Raw genomic sequence first — 18,557 nt, 5'->3', positions numbered from 1 at the left:
ATGGATTATCAGATTTTCTTAGGCGTTGGTGTTTTTATCGCTATCGTTGTACTACTGGTTTTAGTCATCATTGGTGCTAAATCTCAGTTAGTTGCAAGTGGCGATATTATCATCGGCATTAATGGCGACCCAGATAAAGCCATTAAAACATCAGCAGGTAGTAAGCTTTTAGGCGCACTATCTGAGTCAGGTATATTTGTATCATCTGCTTGTGGTGGCGGTGGCTCTTGTGGTCAGTGTCGTGTACATATTAAAGAAGGTGGTGGTGATATTCTGCCAACTGAGCTTGATCACATATCTAAAGGTGAAGCCCGTGAAGGCTGTCGTTTAGCGTGTCAGGTAAATGTTAAAAATGACATGGAAATTGAGCTTGAAGAGTCAATTTTCGGTGTTAAGAAGTGGGATTGTGAAGTTATCTCTAATGATAACAAAGCAACGTTCATCAAAGAACTTAAGCTGCAAATTCCAGATGGCGAGTCAGTGCCGTTTCGTGCGGGTGGTTACATCCAAATCGAAGCTCCACCTCACCATGTTAAATATGCAGATTTCGATGTTCCTGAAGAGTATCGTGGCGACTGGAACCATTTTGGTTTCTTCGATCTGGAGTCAAAAGTAGACGAAGAAACAATTCGTGCTTACTCAATGGCTAACTACCCAGAAGAAGAAGGCATCATTATGCTTAACGTGCGTATTGCTGCTCCACCTCCAAGAAACCTTAGCTTGCCATGTGGTAAAATGTCTTCGTACATTTGGTCACTTAAAGAAGGCGACAAGGTAACTATTTCGGGTCCATTTGGTGAGTTCTTTGCTAAAGACACTGACGCAGAAATGGTATTTGTTGGTGGTGGTGCTGGTATGGCGCCAATGCGTTCTCATATCTTTGACCAACTTAAACGTTTGAACTCTAAACGTAAGATGAGCTTCTGGTATGGTGCACGTTCTGAGCGTGAAATGTTCTACGTAGAAGATTTTGACGGCCTAGCCGCTGAAAATCCTAACTTCGTATGGCATACAGCACTTTCAGATCCACAGCCTGAAGATAACTGGGAAGGCTATACTGGCTTTATCCATAACGTGTTATTTGAGAACTATCTTAAAGATCACGAAGCGCCTGAAGATTGTGAGTACTACATGTGTGGTCCTCCAATGATGAATGCGGCAGTTATTACTATGCTTAAAGATTTAGGTGTTGAAGACGAAAATATCTTACTAGATGACTTCGGTGGCTAACACTAATACCAAAACAGTTTAGTTTTGGTTAAAATACCAGCCTCGTAGCACTTGTGTTACGAGGCTTTTTTTATTCTTTAATTTTATCAATCTATTAAGTAGAGCTGTTATGAATCGAGTAAGTACTTCACAGGGCATAATGGCCTTTTTACTAATTACACTGACTTTATTATTGTCTGGGTGTGGTGAAAAGCCAGAGTTAAAAGAAACCTTTTTAGAAGGTAAGACTATGGGTACCACTTATCATATTAAATATTATGATGAGCAAGCCCAGCTATCGGCTTCACAACTACAGCTGCAAATAGACACTGTTTTAAAAGATGTGAACCAATCTATGTCTACTTACATAGAAGACTCTGAAATAAATACATTTAACAGATTACCTGCAAATCAAGTTATGCCAATTAGCGAAGATTTTAGGGCTGTTATAAGCGAGTCTATTCGCTTAGGTGAATCGACTAAAACACTCGACGTAACAATGGGGCCTTTAATTGATTTATGGGGCTTTGGGCCTGATAAAAAACCAACTAATCGCCCAAGTGATGACGAGCTTGCAAGTATGGTTGAAAAAATAGGCATTGATAAACTTATCTTAAATGAGCAAGGACTGGCTAAAACAGTTAATGGACTGGAGCTTTCTTTTTCGGCAACAGCTAAGGGCTATGGTATTGATAAAGTTGCCCAGTTATTAGAAAGCCACGACATTACTAATTACATGGTTGAGATTGGTGGTGAGCTGCGTATAGCGGGTGAAAAGCCAAATAATCAGGATTGGAAAATCGCGATTGAGCAACCAGATGCACAACCTGGAGAGCGTAAGGTACACCGTGTTTTATCGCCAGGTACAAGTGGTATAGCGACATCGGGTGATTATCGTATTTTTTATAAAATGGATGGCGAGATCTATACCCACTTAATTGATCCAGCAACAGGTATGCCTATTAAGCACGACTTAGTGTCGGTAACTGTGCTTCATCCAAGCGCTATGACGGCAGATGGTTTAGCGACGGCACTTACTGTAATGGGGATGCAAAAAGCGCAAGCTTATGCTGAGCAACATGATTTACCGGTTTATTTAATAGGTAAATCAAAAGAGGGTTTAATTACCTACTCAAGCCCAGCATTTAAGTCTTATTTATAGTATGGTGCTGACTTGTTTATTTCCGTGTTATTTGGGTATATAATAGCAGTCGCTCAAAAATATTTGAGTTTAATTTATTGCTGATCAATAGGGGCTAAGCAATGTCACTTTTTCTTCTTACTTTTGGCTTACTAATTTTGATAGTTTCGGCTATGGCCGTTGGTATGATCGTGCAAAAAAAATCTATGGCAAGCAGCTGTGGTGGTTTAGGTTCGGTTGGTATTGATAAAGCCTGTGATTGCGATGATCCATGTGATAAACGCAAAAACCGTTTAGCAAAAGAGCAAGCCTGGAAAGAAAACCAAATTATTTAAGCCTGTCTTAAATATTAAAAAGCGCTTTATAGCGCTTTTTTTGTGCCTGTAAAACGCCTTCGCATCATAGCTTCCAAAGCAATCCAATCTAAATGTATTAGACAAAGGTATATAGTTTAGTTTTTTTCACCTATTAGGTTTATTTTTCTCGTTTGTCAAATTGGAGCTAACACTCTAAAGTTTAACCATAGACAAAGAGCAAGGCTCTCGTCATAAGCTTGAGGCATAAAGTTAGCCTCGCTTAAAAGAATCTTTATATTGTGTGTGAAGATGTTGTCAGTGTGAAAGGCAACTCAAGGTCGGTGGTGACTGGTTTTGAGTTGTTTTTATTCTCTACAATTGCCACGCAGTGTAAACCAAGAATCTTTATATTGTGTGTGAAGATGTTGTCAGTGTGAAAGGCAACTCAAGTTCGGTGGATTCACTTCCATAAAGAACGAGTTTGAGTTGTTTTTATTCCCTACAATTGCCACGTAGTGTAAACCAAGAATCTTTATATTGTGTGTGAAGATGTTGTCAGTGTGAAAGGCAACTCAAGTTCGGTGGATTCACTTCCATAAAGAACGAGTTTGAGTTGTTTTTATTCCTTACAATTGCCACGTAATGTAAACCAAAAATCTTTATATTGTGTGTGAAGATGTTGTCAGTGTGAAAGGCAACTCAAGTTCGGTGGTGACTTAGCTTGAGTTGTTTTTATTCCCTACAATTGCCACGCAGTGTAAGCCAAGAATCTTTATATTGTGTGTGAAGATGTTGTCAGTGTGAAAGGCAACTCAAGTTCGGTGGTGACTTAGCTTGAGTTGTTTTTATTCCCTACAATTGCCATGCAGTGTAAACCAAGAATCTTTATATTGTGTGTGAAGATGTTGTCAGTGTGAAAGGCGGCTCAAGTTCGGTGGTGACTGAATTTGGGCTGTTTTTATTTGTGCCACACAATTTTTACTCCCTCCTAAAAACCTATAATCCTATTAAATATTTCTCTTTAAATTGTTTTTTATTTTAGCTAAGCAAATGTTTTTTATCGTGTTATTTTTTATTAACAAAATAGCTTCGAAAGCTTAACTCAAATTAATTGATTTTTAGTTGAACAGAAAATTCTCTTTGTTATACTCACGTTCGAACTTTCAGTAAGTTTTGAAAGTTTGGTTGATACGGATCAATTTTCGCTAGGTAAATATGTGCTAGCTGGATTTGATTGTATTTAGCACCTGGTTTTAGGGTTTACAACAGCAATGTTTTTTAAATTTTTCCATTGCAAACTGTATTACTCTAATTTTGTTATAGTCATTTTAGTAGGTTAATGTCTTTGAACACACTTTCTTTGCATCATACAGCTACGGAACTTGCCTCTGGCGAGCCGCAGACGTGTGAACGCTTGAATAAAGCAGGCAAGGGCGTGTGTGTAGCTATAACTTTATTAGTGTTTAATACTGTAATGTTGCTAAGCGGTGCACTAGAGGATGCCTTCAAGCTTGAAGCGCTATTAAGTGATGGGTTTATTGTAGAGCCACTGTTACTTAACCTTGCGCAATTTTTAGCTCATCCGATCATATCAAGTCAGTTACTTATTGGCCTTTGTTGGTTATTGTTCCATATTTGTCCAGCACGTCGTGCTGGCATAATCCTCCGTAAAGCAGCCTTTGCTTTTAGCGAGGCTAAAGTTCTTCAGCCTGTGATCTCTTCACATGGTTGTCGTGCTCCACCTAGCTTTACAGGTTGCCTGTAACGCTGCATCTTGTTGCTGGTTTTAATTATTTGTTCTTGCTGTAAATAATTAAGGTTAGCTAAAACAAAGTAGCTCCGTGTTTTTTTAAACACATTTCAGCCAACCACCACTCACCCAAGTTAACTTTTATTACGTTATATAAATGCGTTTAGAAAGCTGGGTTTGTTGCTAGGTCATTAATGGCATGAGCTTTAGGTTTTTTTGAATAGCCCCCTTATTTTTATAATTTAATTCTAGTTAACTTGGGTTTTTATTGAAAAATCGTTGCTTTGGTTTTTATTTTAAGCAGCAAATTGAAACTCTAGGTTTGTAGGATACTCCCTTGTTAATTCGTAACCTTTGTAATATTGCTTTAGCTAGTACAGTGCTGGCGTTGTCAGGCTGTAAAGGCGGGATACTCGATCCAAAAGGGCAAATAGGCATTGATGAGAAAAATTTAATCATCATCGCAACCGTGCTTATGTTGCTTGTAGTCGTTCCCGTTATTGTGATGACTTTGTATTTCGCTTGGAAATATAGAGACACTCAAAACCAAGAAATTTATGCTCCAAAATGGGCTCATTCAAATAAAATTGAAGCCGTTGTTTGGGCTGTTCCTATTGTTATTGTAATCATTTTAGGTGTTATTACCTGGCAGTCTACCCAAGACTTAGACCCCTATAAACCCATTGAAGGTAAAGGTGAACATCTTACTGTTGAAGTGGTTTCACTAAACTGGAAATGGCTATTTATATATCCTGAGCAAGGTATTGCTACGGTTAATGAATTAGTGTTCCCAGCAAATGTACCTGTTGAATATAAAATCACCTCAGAGAGCACAATGAATTCATTTTTTATTCCGCAATTGGGTAGTCAAATATACTCAATGGCTGGGATGGAAACCAAGCTTCACTTAATTGCAAATGAGCCAGGTACGTTTAAAGGCTTTTCAGCAAATTACAGCGGTGCAGGTTTCACTGGCATGAAATTTAATGCCATTGCTACACCTACTCAAGCAGACTTTGATAAGTGGGTGAGTGATGTGAAAGCGAATTCAAGCGCTAATAACCTGACTCATGCAAATTATGTTGAGCTTGCAAAAGCAAGTGAAAATAACCCAGTAGCATATTACGGAAAAGTTGATGACGGCTTATTTCATACCATTGTTATGAAGTATATGCAGGCGCATGGCGATATGAACAAAAAACACCATGCAATGGGCGAACATGGGCAAATGAGTAAAAAGCATCATGAAATGAGTGAGCACTCAATGCCTTCATCTCACAGCCAAGGCGAGGAATAATAATGTCGTTATTAGGTAATCTTTCACTCGACGCAATTCCGTTTCATGAGCCAATTCTTGTGTTCACGATGTCGGTTATTGCGATAGCTGGGCTTATTATTGCCGGGCTTATTACAAAGTATAAAAAATGGGGCGTGCTTTGGCGCGACTGGATCACGTCTGTTGATCACAAACGCTTAGGCGTAATGTATATTCTTTTAGCACTAATAATGCTGTTTCGTGGTTTTTCTGATGCAATAATGATGCGTGCGCAGTTAGCACTTGCTACCAGTGGTGCGCCAGGTTATTTACCACCAGAACACTACGACCAAATATTTACTGCCCACGGCGTAATCATGATCATATTTATGGCAATGCCATTTATGATTGGTCTAATGAACATTGTTTTACCACTTCAAATTGGTGCTCGCGATGTTGCTTTTCCATTTTTAAATAATTTAAGTTTTTGGTTTACAGCCAGTGGTGCAATTTTAATTAACTTATCACTTGTGTTTGGTGAGTTTGCAAAAACAGGTTGGGTGGCATATCCGCCGCTTTCGGAGCTGACCTTTAGCCCTGGGGTGGGGGTCGATTATTATATTTGGGCCTTGCAAATATCCGGGCTCGGTACACTTCTAACAGCCGTAAACTTTTTAGCAACCGTGTTTAAAATGCGTGCACCAGGTATGACCCTAATGAAAATGCCAATTTTCACATGGGCATGTACATGGGCAAACATCTTAATTGCAGCATCATTCCCAATTTTAACTGCTGTACTTGCAATGCTAACGCTTGACCGTTATCTCGACTTCCACTTCTTTACCAATGAATTGGGCGGTAACGCCATGATGTACATCAACCTGTTTTGGGCATGGGGTCATCCTGAGGTATACATATTAGTATTACCAGCGTTTGGTATTTTTTCTGAAATTATTTCGACCTTTGCCGGTAAACGTTTGTTTGGTTACAAATCGATGGTTTATGCCAGCGGTGCAATCTCAATTTTAGGCTTTATTGTTTGGTTACATCACTTCTTTACTATGGGCTCAAGTGCTAACGTTAACGCGTTCTTTGGGGTAATGACCATGGTTATTGCCGTACCAACTGGGGTTAAGTTGTTTAACTGGTTATTTACCATTTACCGAGGTCGTTTACGTATAAGCGTACCGGTACTTTGGACTCTTGGCTTTATGGTTACCTTTACCGTAGGCGGTATGACCGGTGTATTACTTGCCATTCCTGGCGCTGATTATGTACTGCATAACAGCTTATTCTTAATTGCACATTTCCATAACACAATTATTGGTGGTGCTGTGTTTGGTTACCTGGCCGGTTTTGTATTTTGGTTCCCTAAAGCAATGGGCTTTAAACTTAATGAAAAATGGGGCAAAGCATCATTTTGGTGTTGGATTATTGGTTTCTTCGTAGCATTTATGCCGCTGTACGTACTTGGTTTCTTAGGTATGACACGTCGTTTAAACCACACTAACAACCCAGATTGGAACATGTGGTTATACATTGCCGCAGGCGGTGCTGTAATTATTATGTTTGGTATTATCAGCCAAGTAATTCAATTATATGTGAGCTTTAGAGACCGTGAAGCGCTTGACGATACAACAGGCGATCCGTGGAACGGCCACACACTTGAGTGGGCTACAAGTTCACCTCCGCAAATTTATAACTTTGCAACAATTCCACATATCGATGATATTGATGCATGGACCGATATGAAAGAAAAAGGTCAAGCATATCAAGATAAAGCAAACTACAGCCCTATTCATATGCCTAAAAATACATCAGCTGGCGTGTTAATGGCAGCAAGTTTAACAGTATTTTGTTTTGCAATGATTTGGCATATTTGGTGGTTAGCTGTTGTTGGACTAGTAGGCGGAATTGCCGTATTTATCAAACGTTGTTACACCAGCGATGTAGATTACTATATACAACCTGATGAAATTGCACGCATTGAAGCTGCATATAATTCAAGTGGCGTTAAGGAGTTAAAAGCGTGAGTACACTTTCTGCAAATTTAGACTCTGTATCACACGATGATCATGCCCACGCGCATGATCACCACGATACTTCGGGTGATACCGTATTTGGTTTTTGGTTATACCTAATGACCGATTGCCTACTGTTTGCCTCGTTTTTTGCCACTTACGCTGTGTTATTTATGAACACAGCCGGTGGCGTATCGGGTAAAGATATTTTTGAACTCGACTTTGTAGCAGTAGAAACTGCAGCACTACTGATTAGTAGTATTACTTTTGGTTTTGCCATGATTGCCGCTCAAGGGCAAAAAAAGGCACTAACACTGACTTGGTTATTTGTTACGTTTTGTTTAGGTGCTGTGTTTATTGGCATGGAAGTATACGAATTTCATCACCTAATTGTGCATGGCAATGGTCCACAACAAAGTGCCTTTTTAACATCGTTTTTCTCATTAGTTGGCTTACATGGTTTACATGTAACTGCGGGTCTAATTTGGATGACCATAATGATGATTGAAGTTGCTAAACGCGGCTTAGGTAAAGCAACCGTAACGCGTTTAAGCTGCTTAAGCCTATTTTGGCACTTCTTAGACATTGTCTGGATTTGTGTATTTACCGTTGTTTATTTAATGGGAGCAATGTAATGAGCCACAGCGAAACGCGCGCGTTAAAGCAAACGCAAAGTGATCATCATGATGAATCTCATGGAAGTGTTAAAACTTACTTAATTGGCTTTGTGCTATCGGTAATTTTAACTGCTATACCGTTTTACATGGTAATGGAAGGTGACTTCTCAAAAGCAACAACGCTTTGGAGCATTGTTACTTTAGCAATCGTACAAATTTGGGTGCATTTAAAATACTTTTTACACCTTAATTTTACCACCGAAGATGGCCGTGCAAGTACTTTCTCATTCCTATTCAGTGCTCTGATCATCGTAATGGTTGTTGGATTATCTGTTTGGATCATTTATGAATCTAACGCAATGATGATGTACTAGGAGTTGAAGATGTTTCGTCGTTATTTATCAGTGACAAAGCCGGGTATTATTATGGGCAATTTGATCAGCGTAGCGGGCGGGTTTTTACTTGCCTCGCGCGGTGATATAGACCCATGGTTAATGATTGCCACATTAATTGGTTTGTCGCTAGTGGTTGCATCAGGTTGTGCTATCAACAATGTTATAGATAGAGACATAGATGTGGCCATGGCGCGTACTCGTACGCGAGTAACAGTAACAGGCGAAATGTCGGCCTTTGCTGCACTTAGTCACGGTATTTTATTGGGTGTTGTGGGCTTTGGTTTACTTATCGCCTACACCACTCAAGCCGCAGTATTTTTTGCAGCCTTTGGCTACGTAATTTATGTAGGGGTTTATAGCCTCTACATGAAACGCAACTCAGTATATGGCACTTTTGTAGGTAGCCTTTCTGGCGCTGTACCGCCAGTAGTAGGTTATTGCGCCGTAACAGGGCAGTTCGATATGGGCGCATTAATACTGCTAGTTATGTTTAGTTTGTGGCAAATGCCGCACTCTTACGCTATTGCTATTTTTCGCTTTAAAGATTATCAAGCGGCAGGTATTCCTGTATTACCAGTAGCGCAAGGTATTGATAAAGCAAAGCGCCATATCGTACTTTACATTGCTGTATACGCATTAGTGGTGATGTTACTGCCAATTACTGGCTACACAGGTGCTGCTTTTATGGCTGTTGCTTGTATTACCAGCTTTTGGTGGTTGCTAATGGCGCTGCGCGGTTATCGTCGTAATATTGATATGAGCAGCTGGGCACGTAAAGTATTCGCATTTTCAATTATTAATATTACAGCGCTAAGTATTGCTATGGCTGTTGACTATCATAGCGTTGCTCCACAGCTATTAACGCTTACCTAATTTAAAAGTTTTTAACTATTCCAAAGTTAATCCAAAGGCTCGAAAGGGCCTTTTTTTATACCTAAAATAGCTGTGCAATAGAGCGCTTATTGGCAAGTTCTAGGCTTTGTTTTATTCGTGCTCTCACCTCTGGTGATTTATTTTGGCTTAGCTTAAAGTTTCCACTCCAATGAGTGGGAGTAAATTCTATAAAGCTTAATTGTTGATACATAGCTTCACGGTGATTTTTTGGCACCTCATCAATACTCCACATTGGCTTAAAGGGTTGCTCAAAATGGCTCGTTAGTTGTCGCATTATTTTGTCTTTCTCATTATCGCTTTCAATAATATTCACATTTGCAGTTACTTGTACTGATGAAAAAAGCCAGCTCGGCAGTGTTTTATTATTACTATACGAGGGAGATAGATAACAGTTATCGCCACTAAATAGTAATTTTACTGACTGTTTATCACATTGCGCTAGCGGGTTATGTTTTGCTACGTGTGCAATAAATACATTACGTGAGGGCTCATATAATACAGGTACTTGGCATATGTTATTTAAGTCACTTTGCGAGCAGGGTATTAAAATACTCGCTAGAGGGAATTGCTCAACTAATGCTTGCAAACGTTCAATATTATGTTCTTGAAAATGTGTGGGTGGGTGCATTAAAGCTTCTCCTCTAACTGCAACTTAATGCTCTGCCAATGCTCGTCAATAATGCTAAATTTTGCAGTGCTTCTGTAACTTCCATCACTTAGCAATCTATCTTTATGGGCTATACCTTCAAATCGGGCGCCTAGTCGAGTAATTGCATTTCGAGATTTTTGATTTTTTGCGTGGGTATTAAACGTTATTCGCACTAAATTCAACGCGTCAAAAGCATAGCTAAGCAGTAAATATTTAGTGTGAGTATTAATATAAGTTTGCTGCCAGTGATGACTTATAAATGTATGACCAATTTCAGCACTTAAGTTATGCGTATCTAATCTGAATAGTCGTGTAGTGCCTACAACCTCTTTGCTGGCTATGTCTACTATGGCAAATACAATTTGTTCTTTTTTATTAAATTGTGCACTGGTGGTAAACCATTCCTTTAACTGTTCGGGTGTTTTTGTATAGTTGCTTAATACCCATTCCCATATTTTTGGATGTTGCCCTGCTTTATATAAGCTTTTTAAATGCTCATAATTTAATGGCTCTAAAATTACCTTATTTGTTTTATGTATCTGTTGAGTAAACATGTTGCCTCTATGCTTTGCTATTTACGAGCAACAAATGTACGCTAATTTGGTTTGGTAAAAACAACCAGAATTGGCTTTTTAGCTATACCAGTTATAAAGGGATAACATGCAACCGCTTAATATTGAATTTAATGACTCAAACAAAGCTAAGTACATACAAGTTGCAGATGCTTTGCGTGGTTCTATCGTAAAGGGAGATATTGCACCTGGTATAAAACTCAGTTCTGCTCGAGTTATGGCGCAAACGTATCAGTTAAATCGCCATACAATAATGAACGCATTGCAGTTATTAGTAGCCGAAGGATGGCTAGAATCCCATGAACGCTCTGGGTATAGCGTCACTCAAACACTACCAATTCAAAGCAGTGCTAACTGTGAGCACACGCCAGTTTTAACACCAAAACCTTATAAATTTGCTACAGAGTTAGCCGTGCCTATTCCGGCAATGAATTTAAAAGACTACGTATATAATTTTGCAGGTGGACTTCCTGATTTAAATAGCTTTCCCTATAAAGAATTTAAACGCTCTATGAGCCATGTATTTAATCATTTAGATACCAGTAAACTTCATTATGGTGATATAGGTGGAGTGAGTGAGCTAAAAACTCAGATAAGTGATTACTTACATAAAACTAGAAGTTTAAAAGTATCAGACTTACTTGTATGTAATGGCTCACAAGAAGCTTTATTTTTAATTTCTAAGGCCTTTATAAGTAAAGATGACTTCGTAGTCGTTGAGACTTTAGGCTACCCACCAGCACGCAAAGCCTTTGTTGCTTGTGGCGCGCAATTAATAGATATAAAACAAGATGAATATGGTTTATGTGTTGATGATTTAAAAGCGCAACTTAGACGATATCCAATAAAAATGCTGTACTTAACCCCGCTGCATCAATACCCAACTACCGTTACGCTTTCGCCTACAAGGCGCATGCAAATTTATCAACTATGTTATGAGTATGGCGTAATGATTGTTGAAGATGATTACGATCACGAGTTTCATTATCGCTGTCAGCCATTGCAACCTATGGCTGGGGACGATCCCGCTGGGATTATTATTTACTTATCTACTTTTTCTAAAATCATGTTCTCAGGCGCTAGAATTGGCTACATTTGTGCAGCTCCTGAAGTATTAGCACAGTTAACCGCATGGAAGCAGTTAATGAATCATAAAAATGATGTGGTTATGCAGCTAGCCGTTGCGCACTTTATGCAAGAAGGTGGATTTGAGCGCCACTTAAAACGCATGACTAAACACTATAAACAACGTTATGAAGCAATGGACAACACGTTATCGTTGCTGCAATCACAGGGTTTACCAATAGAGTATAAAAAGCCAGACGGCGGTATGGCAATGTGGGTTAACTTAAATAAAAATACGAGTAATATAAAACAAGCAATGCAAAGTAAAAGCGTGTATTTACAAGCAGAATCTGAGTTTTACTTTGCTGATTCAGTGAGAAGTTTAATGCCTAAACAATATAGTTATGTTCGCTTAGGCTTTGCAGGGCAATCAGTTGAGGCAATGAAGCAAGGGATCAAACTCATAACTGAATATAAGTAACTATTTTTTAAAATCATCAACATTGTAATAAAGTGGTTTAAGCGTGCCGCAGTTAATAAATTTATAGGTAAGCTCATTTTCAGCTGGGACACGTTTTGAGGTACGAAGCTTTTGCATACATGCGTTAACTAAATCAACAAAAATAAGATGGTTATAGCTCGGCGCTTGTTGAATTTTATGAATATAAATACGTTCAGTACCGCCTAGATTAATCATGTCGTAATCTTGCCATTGCGATGATTCACTTAAATCTTTTAGCTCTCTGGCATACAGTTGCTTACTCAGTTCAAGCTCTTTTTTTGAGTAAATTAAGCTGCCACCTTTTCTATAATCACCCTCGTAAATATCGGCAATAATCGTAATTTCTTCACCACGCATTAAATGTTGAATATTAAACGCTTGTGGCTTAACCGTGATTAGCTCAGCATTTCTAACAAAGTTTAAGAGTGCGACATCTGGGTTTCCTATTTTATAAACAACTTGCACATCATCTGGAGAATTATAACTAGGTAAGTTAATCGCAATAATAGACGAGCCTTGATTAACCAAAGCCATAGGATGCTCAGCATTGTAAGCGGGGTCTACCGGTGGTAGTTCTGTTTTTTCATCTTCTGCTACAGCAAAGCCACTTAAAGTAACTAGTAATAAAGTAAGTAGTAGGCGCATTATAATCTCAATTAATTTATGAGCTTAAATTGTAGTATAAAAATATATATTACATTGAGTTAATTACACTTAATACTTAACTGCAAAGGATTGTATAAAAGGCTCAAATGAGCCTTTTATACAATTTCAAGGTAATCTCAAAACGACATTAAAATAATCGCGACTAAATAAGCACTACTTAATTGCTTTTTTTACTTCTCGCCAATCTATTATTTTAAAGTTTTGAGGCTGCTGTGGCATACGGTTATAACCATCTTGTACAACTAAAATACCTTCAGGATAACCCGGAAGGGACTTAGCTGTTACTGTTAATCCGTCGGTTTCTGATGTGCCATCAATACCATTAACCAAATCACTTATTACACTAAACTTACCTGCAAACTCTAAGCTAGGTGTTTTAATGCCCGCAGTACCATTCTTTATTTTATACAATACGTAGCTGTTATCACCTTGGCTGGAAACAACTAAATAACGTGTTTTGTCGCTGTGGTAAATTTCCATACCTTCAACATCACCAACAAGTTGCTCATTTATACCTTGTAGCATAACCGGTGTACTGCCTGCCGTTGGCTCTGCACCTATAAACCAAATACCGGCATCTTCTTCGCCTACAAATAATTGTCCTAGTTCATCATCTGCACTACAGCCTTCTGGTTGGCTTGGTAGGTTAAACTCGCGAACAAGTTTGCCTGTTATTTTTTCGTTATTCTCACTGATTTTATATTGCTGATATAGCCCCGATTTATCATTTACAAATACATAGTTCCCCGTATTTGACGAGTACATACATAAGCCATAAATTTCATCAAGATTGGTAGGAATATCAGCAATGTACTTCACACTATTATTAGCTTGTACTGTAAATACACTAATACCGTTAAGCGTTCGGTTACTGGCAGTTATCAATGTATTGGTACTGTTTTTAATCGTGCTATTTTGTCGCAGGTCTACGTTATTTAAACGACCAACTTCAAGTGACTGTTCAAGCTTGCCATTTAGGCTGTATACCATTAGTCCACGGCGTTTATCGGTGCCTAAAATTAAGCTGTTTGCTGCATCTTTAGGGTTAACCCAAATTGCCGGATCGTCTGCTGCATCACCAAATGCTTGAACGGGGACCGTTTGTGCACTTGCCTTTATTTGAGTGATTGATTGAGTGTTGGTTTTTAATGATTTTTTGATAGGTGTTACAGGTAATGTACTTTTAATATAAGCGCCTGTTTCATCGTTATACAGCACTGCCGTTGCCGCGTTGTTACTTGTGTAATTTACCGCTACCGATTCCAAGCTCAAGTCACCATTTAACATCCAGTTATTAAGAATTTTACTAATTGGATCATAAGCATACACAGTATTGTTTTTGGTACTAGTAAACCAGATAATACCATCTTGCGAAGCTGAAATAGCTCCTAGTTCACTGTGTAACTTTCCAAAGGGGGCGACTAAAGCAATCGGTTTTTTATCTGCTTGCGATTCCGCGTTCGCGTTTATTGCCCAAATGCCTACTTCGCTTTCACTTACATATAAGGTATTTGTTGTTGTACTTACAGCACAACCTGATGCCTCACTCACGCCAGAAAATTCGCGTACATTTACGTTAACCGCTTTATTATTCGCTGTATCAAAAATAATAGTTTCGGTAATTAGCCCGCGTACATCAGGTACAAATGCTGATATTGATTCACTCGCTTTATTAGCAAATAAACACACTGTATCGGGTTGTGCTTGTGGTGGGTTAATGCGGGTTAGTTCAATTGTATCCCAGCCACTTTGAGTGTGCTCAAGCTTAAATATAACTACGTTATCTTGATTGTTATCAATAGTTGCAACCAAAAATGAGTGTGCTGTTAGCTTAGTGACAGCAAGCGCTTCAAAGTTACCTTTTTTTATAATGCGGCTTTGTTGCGTTTCACTTTCAACTAACACTAAGCCTTTGCTTTCGCTTGCTAGCAACCAATTGTTATTATTTAACCATGCCGCTTGTGAGCCTTGCATGTTATCTGTTGGACCAAATTCAGTACTATTAATGACTACTTTATCGGATGTGTTTTTTACTGCCGTATTTGTAGCCATGTTACTATTGCTACATGCACTTAATGTACTAAGCACTAAGCTACTTACAATTAAGCTAATAGATGTTTTTAATTTAAAGTTCATGTTGTAACCCTTTATTGGTCAAAGCGCTTTTGAGTGCTGTAACGCACTTCGCCTTTATAGTTAATAGCCGTTGCTTTTAGTGCTTCATAGTTAATCGAAAAGCTCAAAAATCCTGGAGTAGCTTCTGCAAAACGCGTAAATTCACGTTGTTTTACGTAACGCGCTTCGCTACCACCACCAGATACAAAGTGGTCGAGTTTACTGCCATCTATTTGGTTATGTTGCAGGTCATGTTCGTGTCCAGCTATGTATGCTTGCACACCATTTTGCTCAAATATGGGCTCGAGTAAATTACGTAAACCTTCAGTAAGTCCGTAACGTTTTCCACTGCTATAAAGTGGGTGATGACCAACCACTATTTTCCATCGTGCTTGGCTATTTGATAGTTGGCTATCTAACCATGTTAATTGCGCTTGGCTGTTTTGCCCTTGAGTTGCTTTGTATTTTTCGCGTGTTTTGTATTCAGGATTTAAAGTATTAGTGTCTAAAAACACCATTAATATCTGCTCGCCACCTTTTAAAGTAAAGGTTTTGCTGTAATAGCGTGCAGGTAAATTCCAGCGCTGACTTTTTTTACTGTAATCAAGTTGTGCTTGCGCATTACCTAAATAATCATGATTACCCAGTACTGCATACCAAGGCTCGAATGTATGTGGACCATGGTAAATATCTTCATAGGCACTTTGCCAAAGCGGGTCGTTAACACTTGCCACGCCATTGGGATAAAAGTTATCGCCAGTTGAAATAGTAAAATCACCATTCGTTTGAAACATCGCTATTTCTAACTGGTGTGCTACGTCTTTTTGATAAAAGTGCCCGTTATGACCCCAATCACCAATAACCGTAAAATTTAAGCTCTTAGGCAGCACCGTCAAGTTGGCAATTTTTTGTTGCTCGTATAATACGCCTGTGTACGTTACGTTTGCCAATACACTTTGTATACTGCATAAGCCGAGTGTTATTAGCAGTAATGTTTTTTTTATCATTATTGTTCTCCCATGTTTGGTAGCGCTAAATAAAGTGATTAGCACTACCTCATAAACTTATTTAAAACGCGTAACGCAGCATAAGTTGATAAACCGGTCCCGCTTCTTCAGACTCAATTTCGTACTCATCAAAGCTTCTACTAAACTGATCTTCAACGGTATCAAATTTATTAAAGGTTTCGTCTTTACTTGCATCAAGTAGGTTTGAACCCACCAAGCGTAGCGTTACATCTTCCCAACGTTTTTCTAAAAACACTTCAAAGTCGGCACTGTAAGATGTAGTTATTTCTTCACCTACAATACGTCCATAGGCATCACCTTGCTTACGGTAAGTTACGCCAAATGCAGCTTTGAGTTCGGGTAAGTCTTGAATAAACCCTACGTTATAAACGTAGTCTGATTGGTCGTTAAATTTGCGAGTTCCAAAAAAATCGGTTACTTCACTATCAAGCCATGAGTAGTTTAAAAATACACCCGTATTAGGCATGCTAAATGCGCCAAGTGGAGTAGATAAATCAAGCTCAACTCCTTTAACATTACCATCGCCTGTGTTGCGTGGTTGCAGTACAAACGTACCTTCGCCCTCAGAGCCTTCTTGTCCTGTATTTGCTATTTCTATTAGGTCATTTACTTTGCGATAAAATAAATTAATACCTACAACGCCACTTTTTCCTAAGCGATACTCGTAGCCTAAGTCCATACCCCAAGCTGATTCTGGTTTTAATTCAGGGTTCCCTAGTTGGTCGTTATCGCCAAGCTCTTTTTCGATAAGTGCTGGCGTTAAAAAATCAAACTCAGGGCGGCGTAAACTACGCGCAATCGATGCACTTATACGGCCATTTTCGCTAACGTTATAACGAAAGTGTGCCGAGGGGAGGATAAAGTCGTAACTATTATTTTCGGTCACGCCAATTGTTTTATCATTAATTTTAGAATCGGTAGACTCCCAGCGAACCCCCAGCTCCCAAGCAAATAAATCATCTTTGTGCTTAACAAGGGCAAATAAGTCAAAGCGATCTTCTTCTAAAGTATTTACACCACCAGTAACCGCTTCGTACTCGCTATTAAATGCAGCAAGCGTTAAAGGTGTTGCTGCGTATTGATCCCAACTGGTAAGTGCAAGTTCTAATTCGTTTTGCGATTCTAAAATTTCACTGTCGCGTTTTTTATTTTGTAAAAATGCACCAAACTGAATTTCTTTGCTGTCACCCCAAGGTTGGCTGTGTTGCCACTGTAGAGTCCATTCTTTATCATCTATTTCACTTTTAGTTTGCTCTTCTTCAAATACCATAGGCAGCTCTGAGGTATCTAATTCGACTTCTTCCTCATAAACAGACTCTTCAAACCGAGCAAAGCCAAATTTAAACTTACTTGTGCCGCTTAGTAGTGGAAATTCATAAGCGGTATTGATGTTGTAATTAGTTTGGTCAATATATTTAACATTGGCATTATCTGTTTCTAAGTTACCGCCATTTACAATATCGTTATTGGTTGCAGTTGGGTTGTTGTATTCAAATGAACGCTCATCCTCAGTACGCTCTGTATCAACCCACATAGCGCTAATATTAAACTGACTATCGTCGTCAAAAACAATTTCGTAGCTGGAGTTAAGTGACGTGTCATCACCATCGCGAGTGTCTGATTGGTCTTCGCGGTTATCAAATTCTTCTGTTTGAAAGTTTATATTGTTTTCAGGGCTATCGCCGTAGCGCAAACTAGTTTTTTGTTTTGGGTTATATCTGCCTTGTAAATTTGCACCAAGTAATAAGCGCCCACCAGCAAATTCAGTACCGTACACAGCAGCCAAACTTTCTTTAAATTCACCATCGTCATAAAGCAAGCCACCAGCACGCAAGTAACCGCCATCTAAACTGTAACCATCGCGCAATACAATATTTAATGTGCCCGCAATAGCATCGGCTGAGCGGTTAGCACTTGATGAGCGAATTATTTCAACGCGTTCAATTAACTCAGCCGGAATTCGGTCAACAAAAAATGAACGATCGGCACCAGCGCCAGGTACTTCTTCACCGTTTATAAGCACCTTTGTATAAGCAGGGCTTAACCCCCGCATACGTGCACCATCCGATTCAAGCACATCCGATAAAAATGTAACACTGGGTACTCGTTTTAATGCATCGCCTGCGGTCAATGGTTCAAAACGTTGAAAGTACTCTTGTGAATATTCTAAGGTTGGTGCGAGTTCGTCTGAGCGGTTTCTGTAGCCAATTTCACCGTATACAACAATTTTGTCAGAAACTTCGATATCTTTTTTTGTGGTTTCTTTTGCATTATCCTCTGCATAAGCCGTCAAATTACATAAGGCTAATGCGGCTACCAGTGCTTTTATTTTAAAGTCTTTCATTGTATTTGCTCTTGGTTATTGCTGGGTTGTTTCTTGGT

General features: G+C 39.0%; 16 protein-coding genes. 10 read left to right on the top strand and 6 right to left on the bottom strand.

Annotation, left to right across the window (positions count from 1 at the left end; all coding sequences use genetic code 11):
- The 9 genes from nqrF to cyoE all read left to right on the top strand — a co-directional run bounded on the left by nqrF (position 1) and on the right by cyoE (position 9,557).
- Positions 1-1,230: an NADH:ubiquinone reductase (Na(+)-transporting) subunit F gene (gene nqrF / locus FFU37_RS11180; protein ID WP_002958895.1), complete on the top strand. Its 1,230-nt coding sequence runs from the start codon at positions 1-3 to the stop codon at positions 1,228-1,230.
- 109 nt (positions 1,231-1,339) lie between these two features.
- On the top strand, positions 1,340-2,371 hold the full coding sequence (locus FFU37_RS11175) for an FAD:protein FMN transferase (RefSeq protein ID WP_138489514.1): 1,032 nt from the start codon (positions 1,340-1,342) through the stop codon (positions 2,369-2,371).
- Positions 2,372-2,472: 101 nt separating this feature from the next.
- Positions 2,473-2,685: a (Na+)-NQR maturation NqrM gene (nqrM, locus tag FFU37_RS11170; protein ID WP_007376137.1), complete on the top strand. Its 213-nt coding sequence runs from the start codon at positions 2,473-2,475 to the stop codon at positions 2,683-2,685.
- Positions 2,686-3,991: 1,306 nt separating this feature from the next.
- A complete protein-coding gene (locus FFU37_RS11165; RefSeq protein ID WP_002958097.1) occupies positions 3,992-4,411 on the top strand; it encodes a hypothetical protein in 420 nt (139 codons plus the stop codon).
- 322 nt (positions 4,412-4,733) lie between these two features.
- Entirely contained in the window at positions 4,734-5,693 is a 960-nt protein-coding gene (cyoA, locus tag FFU37_RS11160; protein WP_039486806.1) for a ubiquinol oxidase subunit II, read from the top strand.
- Positions 5,694-5,695: 2 nt separating this feature from the next.
- Entirely contained in the window at positions 5,696-7,684 is a 1,989-nt protein-coding gene (cyoB, locus tag FFU37_RS11155; protein ID WP_138489513.1) for a cytochrome o ubiquinol oxidase subunit I, read from the top strand.
- Entirely contained in the window at positions 7,681-8,307 is a 627-nt protein-coding gene (cyoC, locus tag FFU37_RS11150) for a cytochrome o ubiquinol oxidase subunit III (protein WP_002958100.1), read from the top strand. Before cyoB ends, cyoC begins: the two co-directional genes overlap by 4 nt.
- On the top strand, positions 8,307-8,663 hold the full coding sequence (cyoD, locus tag FFU37_RS11145; RefSeq protein ID WP_138489512.1) for a cytochrome o ubiquinol oxidase subunit IV: 357 nt from the start codon (positions 8,307-8,309) through the stop codon (positions 8,661-8,663). The genes cyoC and cyoD overlap by 1 nt, the downstream gene beginning before the upstream one ends.
- A 9-nt stretch (positions 8,664-8,672) precedes the next feature.
- Complete coding sequence (gene cyoE / locus FFU37_RS11140) at positions 8,673-9,557, top strand: heme o synthase (protein WP_002958102.1); 885 nt, start codon at positions 8,673-8,675, stop codon at positions 9,555-9,557.
- Positions 9,558-9,618: 61 nt separating this feature from the next.
- On the opposite strand, the gene FFU37_RS11135 is transcribed toward cyoE, so the two are convergent.
- Positions 9,619-10,206 carry an FMN-binding negative transcriptional regulator gene (locus FFU37_RS11135; protein WP_138489511.1) on the bottom strand — a complete coding sequence of 196 codons (588 nt, stop codon included), beginning with the start codon at positions 10,204-10,206 and terminating at the stop codon, positions 9,619-9,621.
- Positions 10,206-10,781, bottom strand: a complete 576-nt coding sequence (locus FFU37_RS11130) for a GNAT family N-acetyltransferase (protein ID WP_138489510.1) — start codon at positions 10,779-10,781, stop codon at positions 10,206-10,208. The genes FFU37_RS11135 and FFU37_RS11130 overlap by 1 nt, the downstream gene beginning before the upstream one ends.
- Positions 10,782-10,887: 106 nt before the next feature.
- Here FFU37_RS11130 and pdxR point away from each other — a divergent pair, with 106 nt between their 5' ends.
- Positions 10,888-12,345: a MocR-like pyridoxine biosynthesis transcription factor PdxR gene (pdxR, locus tag FFU37_RS11125; protein WP_138489509.1), complete on the top strand. Its 1,458-nt coding sequence runs from the start codon at positions 10,888-10,890 to the stop codon at positions 12,343-12,345.
- Here the strand turns inward: pdxR and FFU37_RS11120 are convergent, their stop codons facing one another.
- The 4 genes from FFU37_RS11120 to FFU37_RS11105 all read right to left on the bottom strand — a co-directional run bounded on the left by FFU37_RS11120 (position 12,346) and on the right by FFU37_RS11105 (position 18,519).
- Positions 12,346-13,011 carry a hypothetical protein gene (locus FFU37_RS11120; RefSeq protein ID WP_138489508.1) on the bottom strand — a complete coding sequence of 222 codons (666 nt, stop codon included), beginning with the start codon at positions 13,009-13,011 and terminating at the stop codon, positions 12,346-12,348.
- Between the two features lie 174 nt (positions 13,012-13,185).
- Positions 13,186-15,168 carry a phytase gene (locus tag FFU37_RS11115; protein ID WP_138489507.1) on the bottom strand — a complete coding sequence of 661 codons (1,983 nt, stop codon included), beginning with the start codon at positions 15,166-15,168 and terminating at the stop codon, positions 13,186-13,188.
- 11 nt (positions 15,169-15,179) lie between these two features.
- Positions 15,180-16,154 (bottom strand): metallophosphoesterase, encoded by a 975-nt coding sequence (locus FFU37_RS11110; protein ID WP_138489506.1) that lies wholly within the window; start codon positions 16,152-16,154, stop codon positions 15,180-15,182.
- A 61-nt stretch (positions 16,155-16,215) separates the two neighbouring features.
- A complete protein-coding gene (locus FFU37_RS11105; RefSeq protein WP_138489505.1) occupies positions 16,216-18,519 on the bottom strand; it encodes a TonB-dependent receptor plug domain-containing protein in 2,304 nt (767 codons plus the stop codon).
- Between the last annotated feature and the right edge of the window lie 38 nt (positions 18,520-18,557).

This window comes from Pseudoalteromonas distincta (genome assembly GCF_005877035.1).
Lineage (GTDB): Bacteria > Pseudomonadota > Gammaproteobacteria > Enterobacterales > Alteromonadaceae > Pseudoalteromonas > Pseudoalteromonas distincta.
This window is presented reverse-complemented; position numbering and strand designations above follow the sequence as displayed.

Excerpts from the sequence above, each read along its gene's own strand:
- nqrF (WP_002958895.1), top strand. The coding sequence starts at position 1 with ATGGATTATCAGATTTTCTTAGGCGTTGGTGTTTTTATCGCTATCGTT.
- FFU37_RS11175 (WP_138489514.1), top strand. The coding sequence starts at position 1,340 with ATGAATCGAGTAAGTACTTCACAGGGCATAATGGCCTTTTTACTAATT.
- nqrM (WP_007376137.1), top strand. The coding sequence starts at position 2,473 with ATGTCACTTTTTCTTCTTACTTTTGGCTTACTAATTTTGATAGTTTCG.
- cyoB (WP_138489513.1), top strand. The coding sequence starts at position 5,696 with ATGTCGTTATTAGGTAATCTTTCACTCGACGCAATTCCGTTTCATGAG.
- cyoD (WP_138489512.1), top strand. The coding sequence starts at position 8,307 with ATGAGCCACAGCGAAACGCGCGCGTTAAAGCAAACGCAAAGTGATCAT.
- cyoE (WP_002958102.1), top strand. The coding sequence starts at position 8,673 with ATGTTTCGTCGTTATTTATCAGTGACAAAGCCGGGTATTATTATGGGC.
- FFU37_RS11135 (WP_138489511.1), bottom strand. The coding sequence starts at position 10,206 with ATGCACCCACCCACACATTTTCAAGAACATAATATTGAACGTTTGCAA.
- FFU37_RS11130 (WP_138489510.1), bottom strand. The coding sequence starts at position 10,781 with ATGTTTACTCAACAGATACATAAAACAAATAAGGTAATTTTAGAGCCA.
- pdxR (WP_138489509.1), top strand. The coding sequence starts at position 10,888 with ATGCAACCGCTTAATATTGAATTTAATGACTCAAACAAAGCTAAGTAC.
- FFU37_RS11120 (WP_138489508.1), bottom strand. The coding sequence starts at position 13,011 with ATGCGCCTACTACTTACTTTATTACTAGTTACTTTAAGTGGCTTTGCT.
- FFU37_RS11115 (WP_138489507.1), bottom strand. The coding sequence starts at position 15,168 with ATGAACTTTAAATTAAAAACATCTATTAGCTTAATTGTAAGTAGCTTA.
- FFU37_RS11110 (WP_138489506.1), bottom strand. The coding sequence starts at position 16,154 with ATGATAAAAAAAACATTACTGCTAATAACACTCGGCTTATGCAGTATA.
- FFU37_RS11105 (WP_138489505.1), bottom strand. The coding sequence starts at position 18,519 with ATGAAAGACTTTAAAATAAAAGCACTGGTAGCCGCATTAGCCTTATGT.